This is a genomic window from Micromonospora sp. NPDC005215, from assembly GCF_040607915.1.
Lineage (GTDB): Bacteria > Actinomycetota > Actinomycetes > Mycobacteriales > Micromonosporaceae > Micromonospora.
In genome coordinates this window covers 126440-150215 of record NZ_JBEXHQ010000001.1, presented here as the reverse complement: position 1 = coordinate 150215, position 23776 = coordinate 126440, and the positions used below count along the sequence as shown (strand labels likewise).

General features: G+C 71.3%; 22 protein-coding genes. 16 read left to right on the top strand and 6 right to left on the bottom strand.

All coding sequences use genetic code 11. The features are described 5' to 3' along the window. The first annotated feature begins 54 nt into the window (after positions 1-54). Genes ABZU25_RS00750 through ABZU25_RS00730 form a run of 5 tightly spaced genes read left to right on the top strand, consistent with a single transcriptional unit; the run spans position 55 to position 7494 of the window. On the top strand, positions 55-1350 hold the full coding sequence (locus ABZU25_RS00750; protein ID WP_355027208.1) for an extracellular solute-binding protein: 1296 nt from the start codon (positions 55-57) through the stop codon (positions 1348-1350). Between the two features lies 1 nt (position 1351). Next, complete coding sequence (locus ABZU25_RS00745; protein WP_355027207.1) at positions 1352-2269, top strand: sugar ABC transporter permease; 918 nt, start codon at positions 1352-1354, stop codon at positions 2267-2269. Further along, positions 2269-3090, top strand: a complete 822-nt coding sequence (locus ABZU25_RS00740) for a carbohydrate ABC transporter permease (RefSeq protein WP_355027206.1) — start codon at positions 2269-2271, stop codon at positions 3088-3090. Before ABZU25_RS00745 ends, ABZU25_RS00740 begins: the two co-directional genes overlap by 1 nt. Then, positions 3087-5174, top strand: coding sequence for an alpha-galactosidase (locus ABZU25_RS00735; RefSeq protein ID WP_355027205.1), 2088 nt, complete (start codon positions 3087-3089; stop codon positions 5172-5174). The genes ABZU25_RS00740 and ABZU25_RS00735 overlap by 4 nt, the downstream gene beginning before the upstream one ends. Positions 5175-5220: 46 nt before the next feature. Next, complete coding sequence (locus ABZU25_RS00730) at positions 5221-7494, top strand: glycoside hydrolase family 27 protein (RefSeq protein ID WP_355027204.1); 2274 nt, start codon at positions 5221-5223, stop codon at positions 7492-7494. 247 nt (positions 7495-7741) lie between these two features. On the opposite strand, the gene ABZU25_RS00725 is transcribed toward ABZU25_RS00730, so the two are convergent. Next, positions 7742-8992, bottom strand: coding sequence for a DUF222 domain-containing protein (locus ABZU25_RS00725; RefSeq protein ID WP_355027203.1), 1251 nt, complete (start codon positions 8990-8992; stop codon positions 7742-7744). Positions 8993-9250: 258 nt separating this feature from the next. Next, entirely contained in the window at positions 9251-9730 is a 480-nt protein-coding gene (locus ABZU25_RS00720) for a helix-turn-helix domain-containing protein (RefSeq protein WP_355027202.1), read from the bottom strand. Between the two features lie 105 nt (positions 9731-9835). Here ABZU25_RS00720 and ABZU25_RS00715 point away from each other — a divergent pair, with 105 nt between their 5' ends. Beyond that, positions 9836-11383: an MFS transporter gene (locus ABZU25_RS00715; protein ID WP_355027201.1), complete on the top strand. Its 1548-nt coding sequence runs from the start codon at positions 9836-9838 to the stop codon at positions 11381-11383. Here ABZU25_RS00715 and ABZU25_RS00710 read toward each other — a convergent pair. Continuing rightward, positions 11380-12246, bottom strand: a complete 867-nt coding sequence (locus tag ABZU25_RS00710; RefSeq protein ID WP_355027200.1) for an oxidoreductase — start codon at positions 12244-12246, stop codon at positions 11380-11382. The genes ABZU25_RS00715 and ABZU25_RS00710 overlap by 4 nt on opposite strands. 133 nt (positions 12247-12379) lie before the next feature. Between ABZU25_RS00710 and ABZU25_RS00705 the strand changes: the two genes are divergently transcribed. Then, positions 12380-13261 (top strand): helix-turn-helix transcriptional regulator, encoded by an 882-nt coding sequence (locus ABZU25_RS00705; protein ID WP_355027199.1) that lies wholly within the window; start codon positions 12380-12382, stop codon positions 13259-13261. Here ABZU25_RS00705 and ABZU25_RS00700 read toward each other — a convergent pair. Then, positions 13246-13695 (bottom strand): helix-turn-helix domain-containing protein, encoded by a 450-nt coding sequence (locus ABZU25_RS00700; protein WP_355027198.1) that lies wholly within the window; start codon positions 13693-13695, stop codon positions 13246-13248. The genes ABZU25_RS00705 and ABZU25_RS00700 overlap by 16 nt on opposite strands. A gap of 50 nt (positions 13696-13745) precedes the next feature. Between ABZU25_RS00700 and ABZU25_RS00695 the strand changes: the two genes are divergently transcribed. From ABZU25_RS00695 to ABZU25_RS00670, 6 genes are all read left to right on the top strand, one after another. Next, positions 13746-14078, top strand: coding sequence for a nuclear transport factor 2 family protein (locus ABZU25_RS00695; protein ID WP_355027197.1), 333 nt, complete (start codon positions 13746-13748; stop codon positions 14076-14078). Between the two features lie 53 nt (positions 14079-14131). Further along, positions 14132-14674 (top strand): TetR/AcrR family transcriptional regulator, encoded by a 543-nt coding sequence (locus ABZU25_RS00690; RefSeq protein WP_355027196.1) that lies wholly within the window; start codon positions 14132-14134, stop codon positions 14672-14674. Positions 14675-14766: 92 nt separating this feature from the next. After that, positions 14767-15798 (top strand): medium chain dehydrogenase/reductase family protein, encoded by a 1032-nt coding sequence (locus ABZU25_RS00685; protein WP_355027195.1) that lies wholly within the window; start codon positions 14767-14769, stop codon positions 15796-15798. Positions 15799-16110: 312 nt separating this feature from the next. Continuing rightward, complete coding sequence (locus ABZU25_RS00680; protein WP_355027194.1) at positions 16111-16284, top strand: hypothetical protein; 174 nt, start codon at positions 16111-16113, stop codon at positions 16282-16284. 67 nt (positions 16285-16351) lie between these two features. Beyond that, positions 16352-17566, top strand: a complete 1215-nt coding sequence (locus ABZU25_RS00675) for a PP2C family protein-serine/threonine phosphatase (protein WP_355027193.1) — start codon at positions 16352-16354, stop codon at positions 17564-17566. 69 nt (positions 17567-17635) lie between these two features. Beyond that, positions 17636-18697: a DUF2855 family protein gene (locus ABZU25_RS00670; protein WP_355027192.1), complete on the top strand. Its 1062-nt coding sequence runs from the start codon at positions 17636-17638 to the stop codon at positions 18695-18697. A gap of 5 nt (positions 18698-18702) precedes the next feature. On the opposite strand, the gene ABZU25_RS00665 is transcribed toward ABZU25_RS00670, so the two are convergent. Then, positions 18703-18888, bottom strand: coding sequence for a hypothetical protein (locus ABZU25_RS00665; protein ID WP_355027191.1), 186 nt, complete (start codon positions 18886-18888; stop codon positions 18703-18705). A gap of 317 nt (positions 18889-19205) precedes the next feature. Here ABZU25_RS00665 and ABZU25_RS00660 point away from each other — a divergent pair, with 317 nt between their 5' ends. Beyond that, positions 19206-21086 carry a sigma-70 family RNA polymerase sigma factor gene (locus tag ABZU25_RS00660; protein WP_355027190.1) on the top strand — a complete coding sequence of 627 codons (1881 nt, stop codon included), beginning with the start codon at positions 19206-19208 and terminating at the stop codon, positions 21084-21086. 46 nt (positions 21087-21132) lie between these two features. Here the strand turns inward: ABZU25_RS00660 and ABZU25_RS00655 are convergent, their stop codons facing one another. Beyond that, complete coding sequence (locus ABZU25_RS00655; protein ID WP_355027189.1) at positions 21133-21693, bottom strand: GNAT family N-acetyltransferase; 561 nt, start codon at positions 21691-21693, stop codon at positions 21133-21135. An 81-nt stretch (positions 21694-21774) separates the two neighbouring features. Between ABZU25_RS00655 and ABZU25_RS00650 the strand changes: the two genes are divergently transcribed. Together ABZU25_RS00650 and ABZU25_RS00645 are read left to right on the top strand one after the other, a co-directional pair. Continuing rightward, positions 21775-22485 (top strand): siderophore-interacting protein, encoded by a 711-nt coding sequence (locus tag ABZU25_RS00650; protein WP_355027188.1) that lies wholly within the window; start codon positions 21775-21777, stop codon positions 22483-22485. Continuing rightward, positions 22482-23741 (top strand): MFS transporter, encoded by a 1260-nt coding sequence (locus ABZU25_RS00645; protein ID WP_355027187.1) that lies wholly within the window; start codon positions 22482-22484, stop codon positions 23739-23741. The genes ABZU25_RS00650 and ABZU25_RS00645 overlap by 4 nt, the downstream gene beginning before the upstream one ends. Positions 23742-23776: the final 35 nt, after the last annotated feature.

Sequence of the window (23776 nt, the reverse complement as noted above, 5' to 3'; positions counted from 1 at the left end):
ATGGACGACACACTGCGCGGTAACGCTACGTGTCGTAGAGGAAGGGACACCTCCGTGAGCGACTTCGACAGCGGTCGCCGGCGATTCCTTGGCCATCTCGGGCTCGCCGGCCTGGGTGCCATCGGCGCCAGCTCGTTCCTCAGCGCATGCGCCAGCTCTGCCAGCGGACCGACGACGAGCAACGGCTCGGGCGCGGTCACCATCCAGTCCAACCTCTCCTCGCCGCAGGCCAAGGCCGCGATGGAGAAGCTGATCGAGACCTTCAACGGGCAGGGCAAGGGCAGGGCGAGCCTCAACACGATCGCCTCGGAGACCTTCCGGACCCAACTGCCGACGTACCTGACCTCGGCGAACCCGCCGGACCTCTACACCTGGTACGCGGGCTCGGTCGCCAACGACTACGCCAGCAAGAACCTGCTGCTGGACGTCTCCGACGTGTGGAAGTCGCTTGGCGACTACCCCCAGTCGCTGCGCACCCTCTCCACCGACGCCAGCGGCAAGCAGGTCTTCGTGCCGATGAACAACTACTGGTGGGGCTTCTTCTACCGCAAGTCCAACTTCGCCAAGTGGGGCGTGCAGGAGCCGAAGACCTGGACCGAGTTCCTGGCGGTCTGCGAGACGCTGAAGAGCAAGGGCGTTCCGCCCATCGGCATCGGTCTCGGCGACACCCCGTGGGTCGCCTCGGCCTGGTTCGACTACCTCAACATCCGGATCAACGGCGCGCCGTTCCACCGCGAACTGCTCGCGGGCAAGCAGCGCTTCGACGACCCGAAGGTCAAGGCGGTCTTCACCCGCTGGCGCGAGGCCCTGCCCTACTTCGACCCCAAGGGCAAGGCGTACCCGTTCCAGGAGGCGACCACCGCGCTGCTGGCCGGCAAGACCGGCATGTTCCTGATCGGCACGTTCTTCGCCGACGCCGCACCCAAGGACGCCCTCGGTGACCTGGACTTCTTCCGGTTCCCGATCATCGACCCGGCGGTGCCGTTGGCCGAGGAGGCCCCCACGGACGGCTTCTTCGCCAGCGCGAAGACCGCCAACCCGACCGGCACCAGGGCCCTGCTCAGCTACCTCTCCGGGGTCGAGGCCCAGGAGGCGTACGTCAAGGCCAGCTCCGGCATCGTGCTGCCGGCCAACCCGAAGGCCAAGGCGTCCGACTCGCCGCTGGTGGTCAAGGGCAAGGCGATGCTCGACGAGGCCAAGGAGCTGACCCAGTTCTTCAACCGCGACTCCAGCGACGCACTCCAGCCGACCGCGGACACCGCACTTACCAAGTTCATCGACAAGCCGGACCAGATCGACGCGATCCTGCGGGAGTGGCAGGCCGGCGCCGAGAAGGTCTTCAAGGGCTGACGTGACAGCAACGATCTCCACGACCTCGGTCACCCCCACCCGGCGGCGGCGACGGTCGGCTCGACTGTCGCCGCTGCTTGTGGCGTTCGTCCTGGTGCCGTTCGCGGTCGAGAGCATCTGGGTGTTCTGGCCGGCGCTCCAGGGCTTCTGGTTCTCGCTCACCCGCTGGGACGGGATGTCGTCGCCGGCCTTCGTCGGCACCGACAACTACGTCGAGCTGGCCGGTGACGCCACCTTCCGCGGCGCGCTCGTCAACACGGTGATCTGGCTGGTGCTCTTCGGTGGCCTCTCCGTGCTGGGCGGCTTCGGCATGGCGCTGGTCCTGCAGAAGGAACGGCGGGGGGTCGGCTTCTACCGGGCCGCGCTGTTCACCCCTGTGGTGTTCTCGCTGGTGGTGACCGCGCTGGTCTGGCGGGTGTTCTACCAGCCCGACGGCATCGCCGACACGCTGCTGCGGGCCGTCGGGCTGGAGAGCCTGATCCGGCCCTGGCTCGCCGACCCGCAGACCGCCCTGTACGCGGTGATCCTGCCCGCGCTGTGGCGGCAGATCGGCTACGTGATGGTGCTGTTCCTGGCCGGGTTGAAGGCGATCGACCCGGCGCTGCACGAGGCGGCCCGGATGGACGGCGCCAACTCCTGGCAGCGGCTGCGGCACGTCACGATTCCCCAGCTCAAGGGGGTCAACGCCGTGGTGCTGTCGGTCATCGTGATCGACTCGCTGCGCTCGTTCGACATCGTCTGGTCGCTGACCAGGGGCGGCCCGTACCACTCGTCGGAGCTGCTCAGCACCTACATGTACTCGACAGCGTTCCAGAGCCTGCGGCTGGGCTACGCCTCGGCCATCGCCGTCGTGATCTTCGTGCTCGCGCTGGCCGTCATCCTCGGCTACCTGGTCCGCGCGTTCCGGGAGGAAGCCTGATGAACAAGCTCCGTACCGGGGCCTTCCACACCGGCATGATCCTGCTCTCGCTGCTCTGGCTCGGGCCGGTGATCTGGGTCGTGGTGATGTCCACCCGGTCGTTCGACGACATCGCCGCGCACGGCGTGGGCAGCCTGCCCCGGTCGTTCACGCTTGACACCTACCGGCAGGCGTGGACCGACGGCGGCGAGCTGCGCGCCTTGATCAACAGCATGCTGGTCACCGTCCCGTCGGTGGCGTTGAGCCTCGGGCTCGCGGCGATGGCAGCGTTCGCGCTGAGCCGCTTCCGGATCCCGGGCCGGCGCACGATCCTGCTGCTGATGCTCGCCGGCAACCTGCTGCCACCGCAGATCCTGCTCATCCCGGTGGCCAAGTTCAGCGAGCTGACCGGCCTGTACGACACGCTCTGGGCGTTGATCGCGGTGCAGGTCGGCTTCGGGCTCGGCTTCTACACCTTCGTGCTGCACGGCTTCATGCGGGACCTGCCGGGCGAGATCCAGGAGGCGGCCACCATCGACGGCGCCGGCACGGGGCAGATCTTCACGAAGGTGATGCTGCCGCTGACCCGCCCCGCGCTGGCCGCTCTCGGCGCGTTGTCCTTCACCTGGATCTTCAACGACCTGCTTTGGGCGATCACCGTGCTGCGGACCGACGACAACATGCCGGTCACCCCGGCGCTGCTCGGCCTCCAGGGGCAGTTCGTGTCGTCCTGGAACGTCATCGCCGCCGGCACTGTCATCGCGGCCGTCCCCACCGTCGCGGTCTTCCTGCGCTTCCAACGGCACTTCGTCTCCGGCCTGGCGCTCGGAGCGGTCAAGTGACCGCCGGGACCGGGCAGCGCTGGACGCTGCGCGGCACGCACACCGAGTACACAGTGACGGTGCCGACGCACGGCCGCTGGCTGGAACTTGTCGCGTGGGGCCCGCACGGCGTCTCCGACGGGCCCTCACCGGTCGCCTACGACGGCCCGGTGCCGTTCCTCACCGCCGGGGACGCCGCCCCCATCGAGTACGCCACCGACGCCGACCGCCCGTTCACCGGTGCGGATCTGGTGGTGGAGACCTCGGACGGGCAGCGCCGGGTCGGCTTCCTGCACACCGAGGCGCGGATCGACGCCGACCAGCGGGAGCTGGCCGTCGGATTCGCCGACCCGGTGACCGGGCTGCGTGCCACAGTGCACTACCTGGTGCCCACCGGCACCGACGTGGTGCAGCGGTGGGTCGAGCTGAGCAACGACGGCGCCGGCCCGCTGCGGGTGGTCCGGGCCGGATCGGGCGGGTTCTGCGTACCGACGCCACACGGCGCGCTGCTCAGCCACCAGTGGGGGCAGTGGGCGCAGGAGTTCCAGCTCGCCCACGTCGAGCTGGGCCACGGCACGTTCAGCATCGGCAGCTCCCAGGGCGTACCCGGGCATCTGCACGTGCCCTGGTTGGCCGTGCGGGACACCGCCGACCCGGCCGGCGCGGCCTGGGGGATGGCGTTGGCCTGGACCGGTTCGTGGGAGATCAGCGCCGAACGGGACACCGGCGGGTTGACCCGGGTGCGGGCCGGCCGTCAGCTTGTCGACGGCCCGTTGGACCTGGCCCCCGGCGACCGGCTGACCCTGCCGGTGGTCACCGGCGCGTACAGCCCGGAGGGCCTGGACGGGCTGGCCCGGGTCTGGCACACCCACCAGCGGTTGCTCGCCGCCGACCGGCTCACCCCGCGCCCGGTGCTCTACAACTCCTGGGAGGCCACCTACTTCGCCGTCGAGGCGCAGAGCCAGCTGGCGCTCGCCCGGATCGCCGCCGAGTTGGGCGTGGAGACGTTCGTTGTGGACGACGGCTGGTTCGTCGGTCGCGACGACGACACCGCCGGGCTGGGTGACTGGACGCCCGACCCGGCGAAGTTCCCGGCCGGGTTCGACGCGTTCATCGCCGACGTCCGCGCACTCGGGCTGAACTTCGGCCTCTGGGTCGAGCCGGAGTGCGTCAACCCGAAGTCGACCCTGTACGCCGAGCACCCGGACTGGGTCTACGCCGTCGACGGCCGGCCGCTCACCCCGGTCCGCAACCAGTACCTGCTCGACCTGGGCCGGCCGGAGGTCGCCGAGTTCGTCCACTCCACAGTGGATGGTCTGCTGCGCCGGTACGACATCGACTACCTGAAGTGGGACTTCAACCGGCCGCGTACCGAACCGGGTCGGCCCGGTGGGGTCGGCCCGCTCGACCTGGACGGCGCGCACGTCGCCAACCTGCACCGGATCTACGAGCGGCTGCGCCGGGACCACCCCGGCGTGCTGATCGAGGCGTGTGCCGGCGGCGGCGGGCGCACCGACCTGGCGATGGCCGCCCGCGCCGACGTCTTCTGGCCCAGCGACAACACCGGCCCACTGGACCGGCTGGCCATCCAGTACGGCTTCCTGCACGCCAACGCCCCACACCTGCTCAGCTCCTGGGTCACCGACGCGCCCGGCCTGTTCGACAGCCGCCCCCGCTCGCTGGCGTTCCGGTTCGTCCTCGCGATGGCCGGCGTTCTCGGCGTCGGCGCGGACATCCGGGCCTGGACCCCCGCCGAGCGGGCCGAGGCGGCCGACTGGATCGCCCGCTACAAGGAGATCCGGGACGTCGTCACAGGCGGCGAGGTGCACCTGATCGGCGGCCCCGACCAGGCCCGCTGCGCCGTGCAGTACACGGCTCCCGACCAGCGCCGGGTGGTCGTCCTGGCCTGGCACACCGGCCGGCTCGACGGGACCGGCCTGCTCCCGTCCCGCCCGGTCCGGCTGCCCCTGCGCGGCCTCGACCCGGCGGCCCGCTACTCCCACGGCGACCGCCACTACTCCGGCAGCCACCTCGGCGCGGTCGGCCTGCCCGTGCAGTGGAGCGCGACCCACGACGCCGACCTCATCGTGCTGACCCGCGACTGAGGCCGGAGCACCACCACCCCCACCCCCGAGGGACAGGAGTACCCCCATGCGCCTGAACCGACAGCTGACCGCTGCCCTGGCCGTGCTCGGCCTGGGCCTGGCCAGCCCCGCGCCGGCCATGGCCGGCCCGCCACCGGCTGGCCCATCGCAGCCCGGCAAGCCCCAAGCCGTCCCGGCGCAGCCCGGCAAGCCCCACGCCGTCCCGGCGCAGCCCGGTCACGGGCCTGGCCGTCCCGGCCACGCCCCGGCCGGCACCGGCGCCGAGGACCAGGGCGCGCCCACGTTCTTCAACAGTGGGCTCGCACCGACGCCCTACCAGGGCTGGAACACCTACTTCGGCCTCGGTGGCGATCCCACCGAGGCCGAAGTCAGGTCGGTCACCGACCACATGGTCCACAGTGGCCTGCGCGACGCCGGCTACACCTACGTCTGGATCGACGGCAACTGGGCCGCGCCCACCCCGCGTAACGAGGCCGGCCAACTCGTCGCCGACCCCGCCCGCTTCCCCGGCGGGATGGCCGCGCTGGCCGCGTACATCCACAGCAGGGGCATGAAGGCCGGCATCTACACCGACGCCGGGCCGTACCTGCCGGGCCAGTGCGGGTTGGGCAGCAATGGCCACTACCAGGCCGACATCGCCCAGTTCGCCGGCTGGGGCTTCGACGCGCTCAAGGCCGACTGGCTCTGCGGCCGGGCCGCCGGCCTCGACCCGGAGGCCACCTTCCGGGAACTGGCCGAGGCGGTACGCCAGTCACCCCGTCCGATGCTGCTCAACATCTGCAACCCGGTCAGCTCCGACTGGGGCGGCGGCCCGTACACTTCGGAACAGCTCTCCACCTGGAGCTACACGTACGCGCCCACCATCGCCGACTCCTGGCGGACGTACACCGACGTGGGTCTCACCGACCCGAGCCCGCAGTGGGCGTACCCGTGGGTGCTGCGCAACATGGACGTCAACGCGTACCACCCGGCGGCCACCGGGCCGGGGCACTACAACGACCCGGACTACCTGCTGCCGATGCGCCCACTGCCCGACGGTGGGTACGAGCTGAGCCTGGAGGAGTCCAAGACGCAGCTCGGCATGTGGGCCATCATGGCCGCGCCGCTGGTGATCGGCTCCGACCCGCGCGGCCTGCCAGCGGAGATGATCTCGGCGTTGACCAACCCGGAGATCGTCGCGGTGGACCAGGACCCGCTGGTCCGACAGGGTGTCAAGGTCGCCGACACCGGCACCGACGCGCAGGTCTGGAGCAAGGTGCTCACCGGCTCCGGCAAGCGGGCCGTCGCGCTGCTCAACCGGCACGACACCGCCCAGCAGATCACTGTGACCTTCGCCGACGTCGCGCTCGGCGAGTCGGTGCGCGTCCGTGACCTGTGGTCCCGCGCTGACGTGGACGCCCAGCCCGGCACCGCCGGTGTCCAACCGTTCACCGGCTCGTACACCGTCGAGGTGCCGGCGCACGGGGTGGCGATGCTCGGTCTGACCGGCACCGACCAGGCCGCCGGCGCCAGCCTCGGCGGCACCGCCAGCGCCAGCCCCGCGCTGGTCCGGGTGGACGACACGCACGCCGTCGCCTTCGTCCGTGACGCCTCCGGTGCGCTGGCGGTCAACACGCGCTCCGGCGCGACGTGGGGGACCCAGTGGACCTCGCTCGGCGGCCCGGTCGGCGGCCGGATCCTCGGCCAGCCGGCCGCGTACGGCTCCGCCGGTGGGCGGCTCGACGTCTTCGTGCGGGGCACCGACAACGCCGCCTGGCAGCGCAGTTACACCGCCGGGCAGTGGGGACCGTGGCGCAGCCTCGGTGGCACGCTGACCGACGCGCCCACTGTCGCCTGGACCAGCCCGACCCAGTGGACCCTGGTGGCGCGCGGAGCCGACGGCAAGCTCTGGTCGCGTACGCCCAGCACCGGCTGGGCGGGCATCGGCGCGCCGGAGAACCGGCCGTTCTACGGTCGGCCGAGCGCTGTCGTCGACGACGCGGGCGTGCTGCACGTGGCGGTGCGCAGCCGCACCGACGAGGTGTGGTGGAGCAGCCGGACCGGCACCACCTGGTCGGCCTGGACCAGCCTGGGCGGCACCACCAGCGGCAGCCCGACGTTGCTCGCCACGGCCGGGCGGGTCTACCTGTTCTCGCTGGCCGCCGACAACCGGCTCTGGCAGCGCAACCTGACCGATGGTGCCTGGGGCGGCTGGTTCCAGCGTGGTGAGTTCGCCACCGACGCGTTCCGCGGCGCACCGGGGGCGGCCGCGGGTGCCAACGGCAGTGCCTGGCTGGCGGTACGCGGCGTGGACGACCGGGTGCACCAGATCGTCCTCTGATGCACTGTGGCGGGCCGTCGACCGGCGGCCCGCCACCCATCAGCCCTGCTCAGACCGGGGCGAGTTCCCGGCATCGGCGCAGGACGGTCCGGGCCAGCGGCAAGGTGCGAGTCTGCGACCGCGCCGACGTGGAAGCGTGGATCAAGGCCCACCGGCCGCACCAAGCGCGCGACGAGAGCTGACACGGCCTGGAACCACGTGCGGATGTACTGCCCGGCGCGAGCGTCTCGGCGTCGGCTGACCGCGCCTACGTTCGTCGGTGGAAGTGGTTGCGGCGGGGGATCTGTTCGGGGTCGAGCCAGGCGGGTGGGATGAACTGAGGGTGGCCGTCGGCCGCCAGCTGCACAGTCCAGTCGCTGTGGTGCAGGTGACGGTGGTGGTGGCCGCAGAGCAGGACGGCGTTGTCCAGGCTGGTGGTGCCGCCGTCGGCCCAGTGGTGGATGTGGTGGGCGTCGCACCAGCGTGGTGGCCGGTCGCAGCCGGGGAAGGCGCAGCCGCTGTCGCGCAGCACCAGCGCCCGGCGGAGCGGGCCGGTGATGAGGCGGCGTTGCCGACCGACGTCAAGGACCTGCCCGCCGCCGCCGAGAACCGCAGGAAGCACGGCGGCGTCGCAGGCGAGCCGACGCACCGTCTCGGCGGTGAGCTGCTGGCCGATGTCGAGGGCGCCGGCGGTCAACTGCCGTGTCAGCCCGTCGTAGCCGGTGGTGACGACGATCTGGGCGGGGTCGCCGCCGTTTTCGGGCAACTCACCAGTGCGCAGAGCGAGCCGGCAGACGTCGGTGAGGGCGTCATGCCGGCGTTGCCCGGGGGAGCGGGCGTCGTCGGGGCCTGCGGGTGCGGTGAGCGGGTCGATGGCGGCGCGGAGCAGGCCGGCGGTCTCGGCGTCGAGGGTGCCGGTCAGTCGGAGCCGCCCGTCGGTTTGTTCGGAAAGAGTGAGGTGCCGGTCGCGGGTGGCGCGGCGGGCGTCGGCTTCCAGGGCGGCTCGGGCGGCGGCGTCGGCGATGTCGGGGGCGACGTGGTCGAGGATGCGGGTGCCGAGTTTGCGCAGCAGGGTGCTGTCGAACTGCCCGGCCCACTCGATCAGCACACCCACTGCCTTGTCGGCGGCCTCCGACCCGGCGGTGTTCTGCACGGTGTCGACGGTGTCGGCGATGACCCGGGCCTGATCCAGGCTGATGTCCGCGTTGGCGAGTGCCTGTCGTACGCCGGGATTGCCGGCGTCGAGGGCGGCGGCGAGGTCGACGAGGCGGCGGGCGGCGGGCACGGTCAGCCGCAGCCGTTCGCGGAGCCAGACCGAGGTGGAGGACGCGCCCTGCGCGGTGGGTGTGCCCCGGCCGTCGAGCTCGCGGATCACTGTCAGCTTGACCGCGGCGAGGCGCTGCTCCAGACGGTGCGCGGCGTCGAGAGCGGTGACGAGATCGTGCTCGGCCAGAGCCCAGGAAGCCGTGTCAGCGCAGGCCGCGACCGCGGCTTCTGCCTGCGCCAACTCCTCAACCATGACCCGAGACTAGAACAGACGTACGACACTTTTCAGTTGTCATGATCGATCGATTCGGCGGTGCCCAGCGTCGATTTCGCAAGGCTGTGCCGCGGCCTGAGCACCCGGCTGGCCGTGCCGCTCTGGCTCAAGGCCGCCCGTCAGGCGAGGAACGCTGCCAAGGACGCCACGGGGCCGGTGACGCAGAGCCGCCGGTGACGCAGAGCCGCCTGTGACGCGGAGCCGCCGGTGGCGCGGAGCCGCCGGTGGCACTGCTGGTCAGTCGCGCCGGATGAGGCCCGGACCGGCGGCGATGTCGATGTCGCCGTCCGCCATCTCGTGGCCGGCCGCGCAGCGGAGCACCGCGCGGACCGGTTGGCCGCAGTCGTGGTGGGTGGCGACGATGGACGGGCCGGCGTCGTCGGCGGCCCAGGTGTCGCCCCAGTTGCGCAGTGCGGTGATGACGGGCAGGAGTTCGCGGCCCTTGCGGGTGAGCTGGTACTCGTGGCGGGTGCGCTGGCCCGGCTCCCGGTACGGGATCCGTTCGAGCAGGTCGGCGGCGACCATGTCCTTGAGCCGGGCGGCCATGGCGGGTTCGCCGACGCCGACCCGGCGGACGAAGTCGTCGAAGCGACGCGTGCCGAGCAGGGCCTCGCGCATGATCAGGACCGTTGACCTGCTGCCCACGATGTCCATCGCCCGGGCCACCGAGCAGTTCTCACTCGACCAGGAGTCGCGGTCGTCCCGTAGGTCCTCCATGCCGTCCAGCCTACCTGACTTGCGTTGCAATTAGTCAGGTGCTTCACTGGGGCGTGCTGACTTCAGCATAAGCAAGTCAGCTCGACCAGCCCCTGAGGAAGCCTCGTGACCAGCAACACCGCAGCCCCACCCGGGCCCGGACCGGCCGGCGCCGTCCGTTCATCCGTCCGCGGCTCCCGTTCGGTGACCCTGATCGCCATGTGTCTGGGCGCGATGATCACGTTCCTCCAGATCACCGCGACGGTGTCCGCGCTGACCACGATCCAGCAGGACCTGCGGGTCGACCCGACCACCCTGATCTGGATCCCCAGCGCCTACACGCTGATGGTGGCGAGCGTGGTGCTGTCCGCCGCCACCCTCGGCAACCGCTACGGGCGCAGGCGCATGTTCGGTGCCGGAGTCATCGCGATGATCGTTGGTGCCGCCGTCGTGGCCAGTGCCCCGACAGTGGCCTGGGTGATCGTCGGGCAGTTGGTCGCCGGCCTCGGCGGTGCCCTGATCCTGCCGAACAGCCTGGCGATCCTCGGCGCGACCTTCACCGACCCGCACCGACGTACCGAGGTCATCACCGCGTGGTCGGCGGCCTCCGGCATCGGGCTCGCGATCGGCCCACTCATCGCCGGCACGCTGCTACAGCACTACCGGTGGCACAGCGTCTACCTGTCGACGATCGTGCTCGGCGTGATCACCCTCGTCGTCGCCGTCGTCGGGGTGGCCGAGTCCCGACCGAGCGCCGCCCGACTCGACGTGCGAGGCCTGTTGCTGGGCACCGTCGCCATCGCCGCCGCCGTCTACGCGATGATCCAGGGTGGCAAGGCCGGCTACGCCAGCCCGGTGGTGCTGGTGGCCTGGATCGTCGCGCTTGTCGCACTGGTCGGGTTCGTGCTTGTCGAACTGCGGGCCAGCGCGCCCATGCTCGACGTACGGCTGTTCCGGTCCGCGTCGTTCAGCGCCGTCATGGTCGTTGCGGCGGTCTCGCTGTTCGGCTTCACCGGCGTGGCGATCCTGCTTGTCCTCTTCCACGAACGTGCCCAGGCGCTCAGCCCGCTGGACACCGGCTGGCGGATGCTTGTGCTCTTCGGCGCCTACGTGCTCGCCGCCTTCGGCGCCGGGCGGGTGATCCGTCGTACCGGCTTCAAGGCGCCGATCGCCCTCGGCCTGGTCCTGGGTGCGGTGGCCAGCTTCGCGCTGGCGACCCAGGGTCCCACCGCGTCGTTCGGTAATCGCTGGGCGCTGTTCGCGTTGTTCGGTGCCGCCAGTGCTCTGGTGGTGGCCCCGGCGACGGCGGCGGCCCTGGCCAGCGTCGCGCCCGCCCAGGCCGGCATGGCCGCCGGTGCGGTGAACGCCGCCCGCCAGGTCGGCTCCGTGCTCGGCTCGTCCCTGCTGGGCACGCTCCTGACCACCACGATGCTGGCTGACCTGCCCGATCGGCTGGCCGCGCACCAGGTCGGCGAACCCACCCGGACCGCCGTGCAGGCCGCGGTGGCCGCCGGTGCCACCGGCGACCAACCACTGCCCGATCCGGTACGAGCGGCGCTGGCCGAGGCGCTGACCTCCGGCGTCCAGGCCGGGTTGCGCAGCACCGGGATCGTCTTCCTCGTCACCGCCGTGCTCACGCTCACCCTGGTCCGCAACCGCCCGCACAGGCTCTAGGAACCGATGGCGTCCAACTCCTCGATCGCGTCGACCGGCAGCTTCAGGTCGGCCGCCGCGAGGTTCTCCCGCAGGTGCGCCAGCGTCGAGGTGCCCGGGATCAGCACGGTGGTGGGGGAGCGCTGCAGGAGCCAGGCGAGGGCGACCTGCTGCGGCGAGGCACCCACCCGGGCGGCCACGTCGTCGAGGGTGTCGGACTGCAACGGCGTGAACCCGCCGAGCGGGAAGAACGCGGCGAACGCGATGTTCTCCGCCGCGCACCGGTCCACCAGGGCGTCGTCCTGCCGGTTGGCGAGGTTGTAGAGGTTCTGGACGGTGACCACCGGGGCGATGGCCTGGGCCTCGGTGAGCTGGTTGAGCGTGACGTTGCTGAGCCCGAGGTGCCGGATCAGTCCCTCCTGCCGCAGGTCGGCGAGAGCGCCGAACTGCTCGGAGAGGGGAGCGTCGCCGGTGCCCTCCGCCACACCGACCCGCAGGTTGACCACGTCGAGGACGTCCAGGCCGAGATGCTGGAGGTTGTCCCGGACCTGGGCCTTCAGTTCGTCCGGCTCCAGGGCCGGGATCCAGGAGCGGTCGGCGCCGCGCCGCACGCCGACCTTGGTGACCAGGAGCAGATCCTCGGGGTACGGGTGCAGCGCCTCGCGGATCAGCTCGTTCACCACCACCGGGCCGTAGAAGTCGCTGGTGTCGATGTGCCGGACACCTCGGTCGACGGCCTCGCGCAGCACGGCGAGCGCCTGCTCGCGGTCGCGGGGAGGGCCGAAGACACCCGGGCCGGCCAACTGCATCGCCCCGTAGCCCATCCGGCTCAGGGTGAGGCCGTCAGCCAGGGTCAGGGACCCGCCGGGAAGGTTCTCGCTCATGTCGTCCTCTGTCCGTGACGGGAGTGGGTACGCCTCTACTGTGCGCCGACGGCCTGGCCGGCCGGCAGGGCGAGCTGTTCCTGGTAGTGACACGGCCAGTCACCGGGGGGCCGGGCGATCTACCGTCGGTGGCATGGACGCGACGAACCCGCTCGGCGACTTTCTGCGTGCCCGTCGGGAGCAGACCCGGCCCGAGGACGTCGGGCTCGGTCCGGGCGTGGGCCTGCGCCGGGTGCCGGGGCTGCGGCGCGAGGAGGTGGCGATGCTGGCCGGCATCAGCGCCGACTACTACCTGCGGTTGGAGCAGGGGCGCGAACGGCATCCCTCGGTGCAGGTCCTCGATGCCCTGGCCGGGGTGCTGCGGTTGGACCCGGAGGCGACCGCGTACCTGATCGGGCTGAGCCGTGCGCGGTCGCGCCGGGCAGTCCGACCGGCCGCTGAGCGGGTGCCGGCCAGCATCCTGCACCTGCTGCGGCAGCTCGACATGCCGGCCTTCGTGCAGAACCGCTACCTCGACATCCTCGCCTCGAACCCGATGGCGAGGGCACTGTCGCCGAATCTCGCCCCGGGCGCGAACCGACTCCGCGCGGTGTTCCTGGACCCGGCCGAGCAGGAGCTGTTCCGCGACTGGCGGCAGGCGATGCAGAGCGTGGTGGGGCAGATGCGCGCCGACTCGGGCGGGGCCACCGACGACCCCCGGTTGACGGCGCTGGTGGGGGAGTTGTCACTCAAGAGCGACTGCTTCCGCCGGTTGTGGGCGCGTCACGAGGTGCGTCGGCGGGAGGGTGTGGTCAGCCGGCTGTGTCATCCGGAGGTGGGTGACCTCGACCTGTACTGCGACAAACTCGCAGTGGCGGGCGCCGACGGGCAGCTGCTGGTGATCTACCACGCCGAGCCGGGTACGGAGTCCGCCCGCTCCCTGGCGCTGCTCGGTTCGATTGCCGCCAGCACCCGGGATGACGTCCCGGACAGCCTCCGACCCGGTGACCCGGCCCGGCTCTATCCGTCCGAGTGAGCTGCGTGAACGGGGATGTGCTCGTAGCGCTTGCGCATGGTCTCGCTGGCGGCCGGGCCGGCGGCGAAGACGAAGTCGGGGTCGTCGAGCGGACGGCCGGTGGCGCGGTCCACGATCACCGGGTCGGCCTCCACTCCGGTGCTGCGGTCGACCAGGATCATGCTGCGTTCGCTGGGGTCGAGGCGTGAGTTGCCCCAGGCGGCGAGGGCGACGACTACCGGCCGCAGGCTGCGGCCGAGGTCGGTGAGGACGTACTCGTAGCGGTCGGGTCTGGTCTGGTAGCGGCGTCGTTCGAGCAGGCCCTGGCCGGTGAGAGTTCTGAGTCGGCTGGTCAGGATGCTGGACGACACGCCCAGGTTGGCCTGGAACTGGTCGAACCGGGTGTAGCCGTCGAAGGCGTCGTGCAGGATCAGCAGCGTCCACCACTCGCCCACGTGGCCCAGCGCACTGGACAGCGGGCGACGTTCCGAAGGGACTCCCAGTCATGACCGCAGACCAGGCAGCGCCGGCTGTCGTTCGCCGATACTTCGAGCTTGCCGGGCAGCCGGACTCCGAGGACTATTTCGCCCTGTTCGCCGAGGACGCCGTGGTGGAGGACGAGTCGACCGAGTATCGCGGCATCGCGGCCATCCGCGAGTGGCGCCGTGCCGTGCCGCTGGTCTCGTACGAGATCACCGACGTGGTGGACACGCCGGCCGGCACGGTAGTGACCGCCACGATCAGCGGCGATTTTCCCGGCAGTCCGTTCGCCGGGCTGCGGTACCGCTTCAGCGACCACGACGAGAACGCGATCCGGGTCCTGCGTATCGCGCCCTGACCGGAGGGCCGGTCGGCTTGACGTTCCTTGTTTGTGAGTGCACACTTACAAACATGCGATCGACTGCCGAGGCCCGCCGGATCACCGTTCTGAACGCCGCCGTGTCGGCGTTCGCGCGCACCGGCTTCCACGCCACCCCGGTCACCACCGTGGCCGCCGCCGCCGGCATCTCCGAGGCGTACGTCTTCCGGCTCTTCTCCGGCAAGCTCGGGTTGTTCGTGGCGGCGGCCGGAGCGTGTTTCGACCGGATCGCCGCGGCGATCGAGGCGGGGGCGGAGCAGGCCACGGGCGGCACCCCTCAGGAGATTCTCGACGCCATGGGCGCCGCCTACGCGGAGCTGATAGCCGACCGCGATCTGCTCCTCTTCCAGGTGCAGGCGCAGGCCGTCACGGACATCCCCGAGGTCGCCGAGGCGGTGCGCGCCGGCTACCGGCAGGTCGCGACCTTCGTGCAGGACCGGGCCGGCGCCAACGACGCGCAGGTGCAGCAGTTCTTCGCGTACGGCCAGCTCTGCCATCTGATCGTCACCGCCGGCCTGGAGCAGGTCTCCGAGCCGTGGGCCCGCGCACTGACCGCCGGCATCCGCCACCCCTGAACTCCCAACCCCGACCCCTGGGCCGCGACAGTGGCCCACTTTTTTCACGCCGACAAGTGTGTGAGTGCACACTTACAAACAAGGAGAATCCGATGACCACCGAAGCGATGATCACCGAAGTGGTGCTGCCCGGCGTGGTGGAGCCCGACGGACTCCAGCTGCGCCAACGCGCCATGCCCGTCCCCGCCCGGGGGCAGGCGCTCGTCCAGGTCGAGGCCACCGGCATCTCGTTCGCCGAACAGCAGATGCGCCACGACCGCTACCCCGGCCAGCCGAAGTTTCCGTTCGTGCCCGGCTACGACCTCGTCGGCACGGTCCGGGCGGTCGGCCCCGGCGCGGACGACTCGCTGGTCGGCACCCGGGTCGCGGCGGTCACCAAGACCGACGGCTGGGCCTCCCACGCGCTTGTCGACATCGACGCCCTGACCCCCGTACCCGCTGAACTGGACCCCGCCGCCGCCGAGACCGTCGTCGTCAACGGCGTGACGGCCTGGCAGATGCTGCGGAGTGCCCGGCTGCGGGCCGGGCAGACCATCCTCGTGCACGGCGCGAACGGTGGCGTCGGAACGGTGCTCGTCCAACTCGGACGCCACCTCGGCCTGCGGGTCATCGGCACCGCCGCCGCGCGGCATCACGCCGCGCTGCGCGAACTCGGCGTCGAACCGCTGGACTACCGTGACCCGGACCTGGCCGCGCGCGTACGTGAGCTGTCGCCGGGCGGTGTCGACGCCGTCTTCGACCCGGTGGGCGGCCCGGGTGTACGCACCTCGTACGGCCTGCTCGCCCCCGGCGGCTCGCTTGTCGTCTACGGCAACGCCGCCGCCGTGAACTCCGGCCAGTCGGTCGTGTGGGTCTTCGTGAAGCTGCTGTCGCGCCTCTACACCTGGAACGCGCTGCCAAACGGCCACCGGGCCGGCTTCTACAACTTCTGGGCCGGTCACCTCACCCGCCGTACCGCGTTCCGGCGTCGCCTGCGCACCGACCTGGGCATCGTGCTCGACCTGCTGCGGCAAGGGGTGATCGTGCCGCAGATCGCCGCCCGCTACCCGCTCAGCGAGGTCTCCACCGCGCTGGTGTTCGCCGAGACGCGCAGCCGGGCGGGCAAGGTGGTGCTGGAGCCCTGACCAGTCGATCCGGTGCGCCGGGTGGCGCGTCCCGACCGGCCTGGCGGCCGGTGCAGGTGCGGTCGCGCATCGCGAGGGCGTACGGTGAACGCGTCGCCCGGGATCCCGGTGGCCGCCGGACGCGTCCGCCACCAGCCCAGACAGGGCGTAACCGATCGTCATCCCCATCGCCGCGCCGGCTGGTCGTGTTGTTGACCGCCGACCCCGTCCCGGCTGTCGGGTTCGCTGGTCAGCACCGCCGGGACGGCGGTGGTCCGGACCACCGCCGTCCGTGCGAATGATCGTTCTGAACGCCTAACAGGGGAGCACCAGATGAGAATCGCCAGGCACCGGATCGTCACCGCGCTTCGCGACCGGGGTCAGCAGGCCAGGGCCGACTGGGTCGAGCGCGAGCTGCCGGAGCAGGTGGACCCGGCGAAGCACTCCGGGTTGCTCGCCACCCTGCACCTCGACCCGGCCGACCTCGCCGATGTCCCAACTCCCTGAGGGCGAGGTAGCCTCACGGTCGCACCACGTGCTCCAGCGGTCGGGGAGAACTCGGGGAGGTGGGAGCTTGGGCGACGTCGGCGAGATGGTGCGTTGGCTTCACCTCAACGCACCCCGACGCGGCCCGGACGAGCTGTCTCAGCTCGTCGCCCGGGCGGCTCCCGCCATCGACGCCACCGAGATCGTGATCTACCTGGCCGACTACACGCAGTCCCTGCTCGTGCCGCTGCTCGGCGCGGGTCTGGTCCGGGACGAGTTGTCGGTCGAGACGACCCTCGCCGGCCGGGCCTTCACCAGTCTCGACATCCAGCGTGCGCCCGACAACCCGGATCGGGTCTGGGTGCCACTGCTGCTCGGGTGCGAACGGATGGGCGTGCTGGAGATCGTCTCGCCGGCGGCCGCCGACGCGGCCATGGATGAGCCGGCCTGGGAGGTGGCGGTCAACATCGCCCAGATCCTGGTCAACCGCCGGCTCTACGGTGACGTGGTCGAGCGGATGCGGCGGCGTCTGCCGATGCAGGTCGCGGCCGAGATCGTGTGGGGGCTGCTGCCGCCGCTGACCTTCGCCACCGACGACCTGGTGATCACCGCCATCCTCGAACCCTGTTACGACGTCGGCGGCGACATCTTCGACTACGCGCTGAACGGCGACGTGCTCAGTGTCGGGCTCTTCGACACCTGTGGGCACGGCATCAAGGCGAGCACGTTGGCCTCGCTGGTGGTCAGCGCGTACCGCAACGCGCGCCGGTGTGGTCTCGACCTGGTCGACACGGCGATCAGCATCGACCGGTGGGTGCGTTCCGAGCACCCGAACTTCTTCGCGACCGGACTGCTCATCGAGTTGGACCATCGGACCGGCCGACTGAGCATGATCAACGCGGGTCACCCCGGTGCGATGTTGCTGCGCGACGGCAAGGCCATTCGGGAGCTGCCGGGGCCGACCGCGTTGCCGCTCGGCCTGGGCCACCTGTCGGCCCGCCGCCCGCGGGTGCACGTGGAGGAGTTGCACCCGGGCGACCGCATCCTGGCCTACACCGACGGCATCACCGACGCGCGGAGTGCGGACGGGGAACAGTTCGGCCTGGATCGGCTCGTCGACTTCGTCAACCGCGCCCTCAACGACAGGCTGCCCAGCCCGGAGACGATGCGTCGCCTGGTCCGCGCCGTCGTGGGCTACCAGGACGACCGGCTTGAGGACGACGCGACCGCCCTCTTCCTGGAGTGGCGACCGCCGCACCTGCCGCTCGCACACCTCCGCGACCTCGCCGCGTCCCGATCCTGACCGAGCGCAGTGGGATTTTGCACTCCCAGTGCACTTGTCTGGTTCGGGAGGGGTGTCTAGCGTCACCTCATGGCCGACTCATGGACCTTCGCCGTGGCGCGTGCCGACCTCGGGCAGACCACGCTCGTCGATGGCACCCCGCCCACTGTGGCCGAGGGCGAGGCGCTGCTGCGGGTGGACCGGGTCGGCCTCACCGCCAACAACGTGACCTATGCGGTGCTCGGCGACGCGATGCGGTACTGGCAGTTCTTCCCGCCGGTCGGGCTCGGGCCACAGTGGGGCCTGCCGCCGCTCTGGGGCTTCGCCGAGGTGGTCACGTCGACGGTGGCGGGCATCGAGGCGGGGCAGCGGGTCTACGGCTATCTCCCGCCGGCGGGCCACCTGCTGGTGCGGCCGGACCGGGTGGACGCGTCCGGGTTCCGTGACGCGAGCCCGCACCGGGCCGAGTTGCCGTCACCGTACAACGCGTACCGGTTGACCACCGGCGACCCGGCGTACCGGCCCGACCAGGAGGATCTCCTGATCCTGTTCCGGCCGCTCTTCTTCACCTCGTTCATGCTGGCCGACCAGGTTGTCGACAACGACTGCTACGGCGCCGAGTCGCTGTTGCTGTCGTCGGCGTCGAGCAAGACCGCGTATGCCGCCGCGTTCGAGCTGCGTGGGCGGGGGCCACGCCTGGTCGGGCTCACCTCGCCCGGCAACCTGGCCTTCACCCGCTCGCTCGGCTGCTATGACGAGGTCGTCTCGTACGACGAGATCGGTGCCCTGGACGCCGTGGCGTCCGTCTACCTCGACCTGTCCGGCGCACCCACGACCCGGGCCGCCCTGCGTCGGCACCTCGGCGACCGGCTCGTCCGGGACATCGCGGTGGGCCTCACCAACCAGACGCCGAACGCCGACGCCGCCGGAGAGGTGTTCTTCGCGCCGGTTCAGATGCGCAAGCGCAGCCAGGACTGGGGCCGTGCTGGGCTCGACAAGCGGTTCACCGAGGCCTGGCAACGCTTCACCGCCGTCGTGGGCGGGTGGCTCGACGTCCAGGTCGGTGCCGGGCCGGAGGCCCTCCAGCGCGCCTGGCTCGACGTCCTCGCCGGTCGTACCCCGCCACGGGTGGGTCACGTCATCCAGTTGTGAGGCGGTCAGCCGCGCCGATCGCCGTCGTCGCCAGCGGTCGGGCTCTGCGGGTCAGGCTGCACCGCGAACGGATGGCGCAGCCGGCGCATGGCCTCCGCGCTGCCGTCGACGGTCACCGCCGACCCGTCGGGCCCGTCGGCGTTCGACGTGGCGAGGAACAGGGCCGGTCGACCGTTGTCGTTCGATGTCATGCAGGATCCTGTCTTCGGTTGAGGAGTGCGTCCGGGTCAGGGCAACTCGCGCCGTGTGACCTCGTGACGGTTCGGCGCTTCACAGCGGCGCCCGATCAGGGTGTCTCGTGCACGGGCGAACGCCCGGCGACACCGTCACCCCGCACCATACCCGCCGCCGTCGATCCGCACGCGCCGCCGGCGGTCCCCGGTCGCGGCCGGCCCGCCGACGACGGAGGATTCTGTAATCCAACCTGCCGGTGCCAGTCTCCGAACGTGAGGGCGGTCAGCGCACACAGCGCGGGTCCGCGCGGATCAGCACCCGAGGAGTGACAGCCATGCCGTCAGCCGGTCGAGCACTACCCGATGTCGGGTTGGTCGTCGCGGCCCGACAGGGCGACCAGCGCGCCCTCGATGACGTCGTCGCGGCCTCGCTCCCGCTGGTCTACAACATCGTCGGGCGTGCGCTGCGCGGTCACGCCGACGTCGACGACGTCGTCCAGGAGACGTTGGTACGGGTGATCCGGCACCTGCCCGCGCTCAACGACCCGGCGGCGTACCGGTCCTGGCTGGTGGCGATCGCCATCCGCCAGGTGCGTGACTGGGAACAGCGCCGACGGGTCGCGCTCAACCGGGACGCCGGGCTCGACGCGATCCAGAACGTGCCCGACCCCGCCTCGGACTTCGCCGGCATGACCATCCTGCGGCTCGGCCTCACCGACCAACGACGTGAGGTCGCCGAGGCGACCCGCTGGCTCGACCCGGACGACCAGGAGTTGCTCTCGCTGTGGTGGCTGGAGGAGACCGGCGAGATCACCCGGAACGAGGTCGCCGACGCGCTCGGCCTGCCGCCCGGGCACGTCGCGGTGCGGATCCACCGGATGAAGGAGCAGATCCAGAGCGCCCGCGGCGTCGTCCGCGCACTGCGTGCCCGCCCTGGTTGTGCGGACCTTGAGACCGTGACCGTCGACTGGGACGGCACTCCCAGCCCGCTGTGGCGCAAGCGACTGGCCCGACACGTCCGCGACTGCGCGTTCTGTGCGCGGCTGGGCTCCACCCTGCTGCCGATCGACCGGTTGCTCGCCGGACTGCCGATGCTGCCGTTGCCGGTTGGTCTCAGCGCCCACTTCCCGAGCGCGGCGGTGCCTCCCGGGGCGCAGGCCGTCGGGCACCAGTCCCCGACGGCCGGGCACGCCGCCGGGCAGAGTCCAGCCGGTGGTGTGCCCACCGACGCGGGCGGCGGCCCGAGCGCTGTGGACCTCGCGGTGAGCCGGCCTCGTGGCCTGCTCCCATCCCTCGCCGCCGGGGTGGCCGCGGCCGTCCTCGCCATCACCACGGTGGTGGTGACAGTGCCGGAGGATCCACCCGCACCCTCGTGGGCCGCGCCGCCGTCCGCGGCGCCCACCGCCGTCGCCTCGCCGAGCGGCACGCCGTCGCCGAGCGCACGACCCTCGTCGAAGGCTCCGGTCGCCCCGGCGGTCAGCGCCGCCCGCAAGGGCGTCGGGGTGTGGAACTTCGCCGGTGCCAGTCAGGCGTTGGCGAACTCGAAGGCCGGCTGGTACTACACCTGGGGCACCCAGCACCCGGGGATCAGCACGCCGCGGGGCGTGACGTTCGTGCCCATGATCCGTGGCGCGGAGAACGTCACCGCCGCCGAGTTGGCCCGGGCGAAGGCGGCGGGGCCGGAGCTGCTCACCTTCAACGAACCGGACCTGCCCGAGCAGGCGAACATGACCGTCGAGCAGGCGTTGGACCTGTGGCCGCAGCTGATGGCGACGGGCAGCAGGCTGGGTAGCCCGGCGGTCGCCTGGGGCGGGCCGGATCCGCAGGGTTGGCTGGACCGGTTCATGACCGGCGCCCAGGCCCGGGGCCACCGGGTGGACTTCGTCACGCTGCACTGGTTCGGTGCCGACTTCACCAGCGCCACAGCTGTCGACCAGCTCCGGCAGTACCTGCAGGCTGTCTACCAGCGGTACCGGAAACCGATCTGGCTGACCGAGTTCGCACTGATCCGCTTCGACGGGGGCCGTCAACAGTTCCCGAGCCAGGAGCAGCAGGCGGCCTTCCTCACCGCGGCCACCGCCATGCTCGGCCGCCTGTCCTACGTGCAGCGTTACGCCTGGTTCGGCCTGCCCGCCACCGACCAGGACCGCTCCGGGTTGTTCAGCGACGGCACCGAGGCGACAGTGGTCGGCCGCGCGTTCCAAGCCGCCCGTTGAGCGGGGGCGGACGGATGGACGAGCACCAGCTGAGCGCTCTGGACCGTCAGGCCGGCGTCGGGTGATTCGCCTCGAAGCGGGCGCGGGTGAGGAACGCGAGTTGGGCCCGCTTGTCCGGCATGTCGATCTCCGAGTCGAAGGTGAAGCCCTCGATCTCCAGTCGGCGCAGGGCGAGGTGGTTGCGGACGTCCGGCTCGACGACGATCCGCTGGGCGGCCGGGTCGCGGAACAGGAAACGGGCAAGGGCCGGCCCGACGGCGTTGGTGAGGCCGCGGACGATCCGCCGGTCGGGACTGAGCAGCAGGTGCATCCCGACGTCCCCGGGCTGCACGCGGTAGCGCTCGCCGACCGGGTCCGCCTCGGGCTGGTAGGTCTGGAAGAGACCGACCGGCTCCGCGTCAACCATGATCAGGTACGCGTGGTGGGTCCGCAGGCTGTTCACGAAGGCGTAGATGTCGCGGACCTCGTCGAGGGTGTGTGAGCCCATGCCCCAGAAGGAGTTGCGGGGCTGGGTGACCCAGTCGTGCAGGAGGGCGGCGTGCCGGTCGGGGGCCACTGTCAGCAACGACAACTCACCGAGACCGGCGACTTTCTCCAGGTGCGTCATCGGGTGCTGTCCTCTGTTCCATCCGGGGCGCGACTTAGGTTAACCTCCCCTAACCAAGGATGACCTTACCTGGAGGGGTGCGTGAAACGGAACTGGGAGGCCCTGGTCCTCAAGGCCATGGGCGGCCGGGACTTTCGGTTGACCGTGCTGGGCACCGAGTCGATCGACGGGCACTACCAGCGGCTGCTCCTCGACGGAGGCGGTCTGCTGGAGGCGTGCGGAATGCACCCCACGATGTGGATCCGGCTGTGGTTCGACAACGACGGGCGGGCCCACCAGCGCGCGTACACGCTTGTCGACCCCGATCCGGCCACCGGTCGGTTCACGCTCGAATTCGCCATCCACGACGGCTGCGCCGCCCGCTGGGCCACCACGGCCCGGGTCGGCGACACCATCACCGCGACCGTCCAGGGCACCGCGTTCGAACTGCCCGACCCCGCACCCGAGCACCTCTACCTCGTCGGCGACGCCGCGTCCCTGCCCGCGGTGAACAGCCTGCTCGACGCCGGCGCCGACATCCCGGCCACGGTCTGGTTGGAGTACGCCCACGAGGGCGAGAAGGCGCTCGCGCTGCGCACCCGCGAGCACCACGACGTCACCTGGGTGCCTCGGCGCGACGATGGTCAACACCTCGTCGACACTGTGTGCGCGGCTCTGCCGGCCAGCGGCGCGGCCCACTACTGGGTGGCCTGCGAGGCCGCCAGCACCCGTGGCATCACTCGACACATCCGGCGGACGTTGGGCGTCGACAAGGACCGGCTGACCTCCCTCGGCTACTGGAAAGCCGCATGAGGGGTCGGTTCGGCACGCTTACCGCGCTGTACGTCACGCAGTACCTCGGCGTCGGCTTCATCACCGTCGGGTTGACCGCCATCCTGCGTGACGGCGGCACCTCACTGGACACCCTGGCGCTGTTGCAGATCGTCGGTCTGATCTGGCCCGTCAAGTTCCTCTGGGCGCCGATCCTCGACCGGTACGGCTCGCGGCACCGCGGCCACTACCGATCCTGGTTGCTGGTGCTCCAGAGCGCCCTGGTGCTCGCCCTGTTGGCGCTGCTGCCGTTCGCCGACCCGGCCGACGCGCTCGGGCCGATCATCGCGATCTGCGCCGCGTACGTCTTCTTCTCCGCCACCCAGGACATCGCAGTGGACGCCGTGGCCGTCCGGATGCTCGCCGAGTCGGCCCGGGGCACCGGCAACGGCATCCAGGTCGCGGCCAGCTACCTCGGCAACCTGCTCGGCGGAGGTGCCTGCGTCCTGGTCTACGACAGGTTCGGCTGGGCGTCGGCGATCGGTCTGCTGGCCGCGATGACGGCTGTCGGCCTGCTTGTGGTGTGGCGGTTCCGGGAGCCTCCGCGTACCGATCGGGTGGCCCGGGTGGGCACTGCCTACCGGGCGTTGCTGTCGGTGTTCGGCCAGCCGGGCTGCCGGTGGTGGACCTTCGGTGTGGTGCCGCTTGTCTACGTCGGCGCGGGAATGGCGTACTCCCTGGTGTCGCCGGCCCTGGTCGACGCGGGCTGGTCGTTGGGTCGGATCGGCGTCGTCACGGGCGTGGTGACCAGCGCTCCGGCCATCGTGGCGGGGCTGGTCGCGGGGCTCGGGGTCAGTCGCTTCGGGCGCAGCGGTGTGCTCGTGGTCGGCGGTGTGGCCCTCACGGTGTCGACGTTCCTGCTGTTGCCGCTGATGAACGGACGTGCGCCACTGGCGGCGACGGTCGCCGCGCTCTGCTGCTTCATGGTGGCCTACACCGTCGCCAACGTCGTGCTCTACACGGTCAACATGGACTACTCGCGCCCGGACACCGGCGGCACCGACTTCACCGTCCTGTCATCGTTCGGCCTGGTCTGCTCGTTCGTGGCGGCGTCCGTCGGTCTCGCGGCGGCCGACCGGGTCGGTTACCCGGCGGTCGCGGTCGCGGCCATCGTGCTGGTGGCCGCCGGGGTCGCCCTCGGGCTCGCGCACCAGCGGCGGTTCCCGCACCAGCCCGGTCCCGTCGCCGACCCGGTGGCGGAGCAGCCGGCGGCGGACGGTGTGCGAGCGGTGGCGTGACAGCACCCTGAGCACGACATCGGGTAGTCGACGGA

Excerpts from the sequence above, each read along its gene's own strand:
- ABZU25_RS00740 (WP_355027206.1), top strand. The coding sequence starts at position 2,269 with ATGAACAAGCTCCGTACCGGGGCCTTCCACACCGGCATGATCCTGCTC.
- ABZU25_RS00730 (WP_355027204.1), top strand. The coding sequence starts at position 5,221 with ATGCGCCTGAACCGACAGCTGACCGCTGCCCTGGCCGTGCTCGGCCTG.
- ABZU25_RS00725 (WP_355027203.1), bottom strand. The coding sequence starts at position 8,992 with ATGGTTGAGGAGTTGGCGCAGGCAGAAGCCGCGGTCGCGGCCTGCGCT.
- ABZU25_RS00720 (WP_355027202.1), bottom strand. The coding sequence starts at position 9,730 with ATGGAGGACCTACGGGACGACCGCGACTCCTGGTCGAGTGAGAACTGC.
- ABZU25_RS00710 (WP_355027200.1), bottom strand. The coding sequence starts at position 12,246 with ATGAGCGAGAACCTTCCCGGCGGGTCCCTGACCCTGGCTGACGGCCTC.
- ABZU25_RS00705 (WP_355027199.1), top strand. The coding sequence starts at position 12,380 with ATGGACGCGACGAACCCGCTCGGCGACTTTCTGCGTGCCCGTCGGGAG.
- ABZU25_RS00695 (WP_355027197.1), top strand. The coding sequence starts at position 13,746 with ATGACCGCAGACCAGGCAGCGCCGGCTGTCGTTCGCCGATACTTCGAG.
- ABZU25_RS00690 (WP_355027196.1), top strand. The coding sequence starts at position 14,132 with ATGCGATCGACTGCCGAGGCCCGCCGGATCACCGTTCTGAACGCCGCC.
- ABZU25_RS00685 (WP_355027195.1), top strand. The coding sequence starts at position 14,767 with ATGACCACCGAAGCGATGATCACCGAAGTGGTGCTGCCCGGCGTGGTG.
- ABZU25_RS00680 (WP_355027194.1), top strand. The coding sequence starts at position 16,111 with ATGAGAATCGCCAGGCACCGGATCGTCACCGCGCTTCGCGACCGGGGT.
- ABZU25_RS00670 (WP_355027192.1), top strand. The coding sequence starts at position 17,636 with ATGGCCGACTCATGGACCTTCGCCGTGGCGCGTGCCGACCTCGGGCAG.
- ABZU25_RS00665 (WP_355027191.1), bottom strand. The coding sequence starts at position 18,888 with ATGACATCGAACGACAACGGTCGACCGGCCCTGTTCCTCGCCACGTCG.
- ABZU25_RS00660 (WP_355027190.1), top strand. The coding sequence starts at position 19,206 with ATGCCGTCAGCCGGTCGAGCACTACCCGATGTCGGGTTGGTCGTCGCG.
- ABZU25_RS00655 (WP_355027189.1), bottom strand. The coding sequence starts at position 21,693 with ATGACGCACCTGGAGAAAGTCGCCGGTCTCGGTGAGTTGTCGTTGCTG.
- ABZU25_RS00645 (WP_355027187.1), top strand. The coding sequence starts at position 22,482 with ATGAGGGGTCGGTTCGGCACGCTTACCGCGCTGTACGTCACGCAGTAC.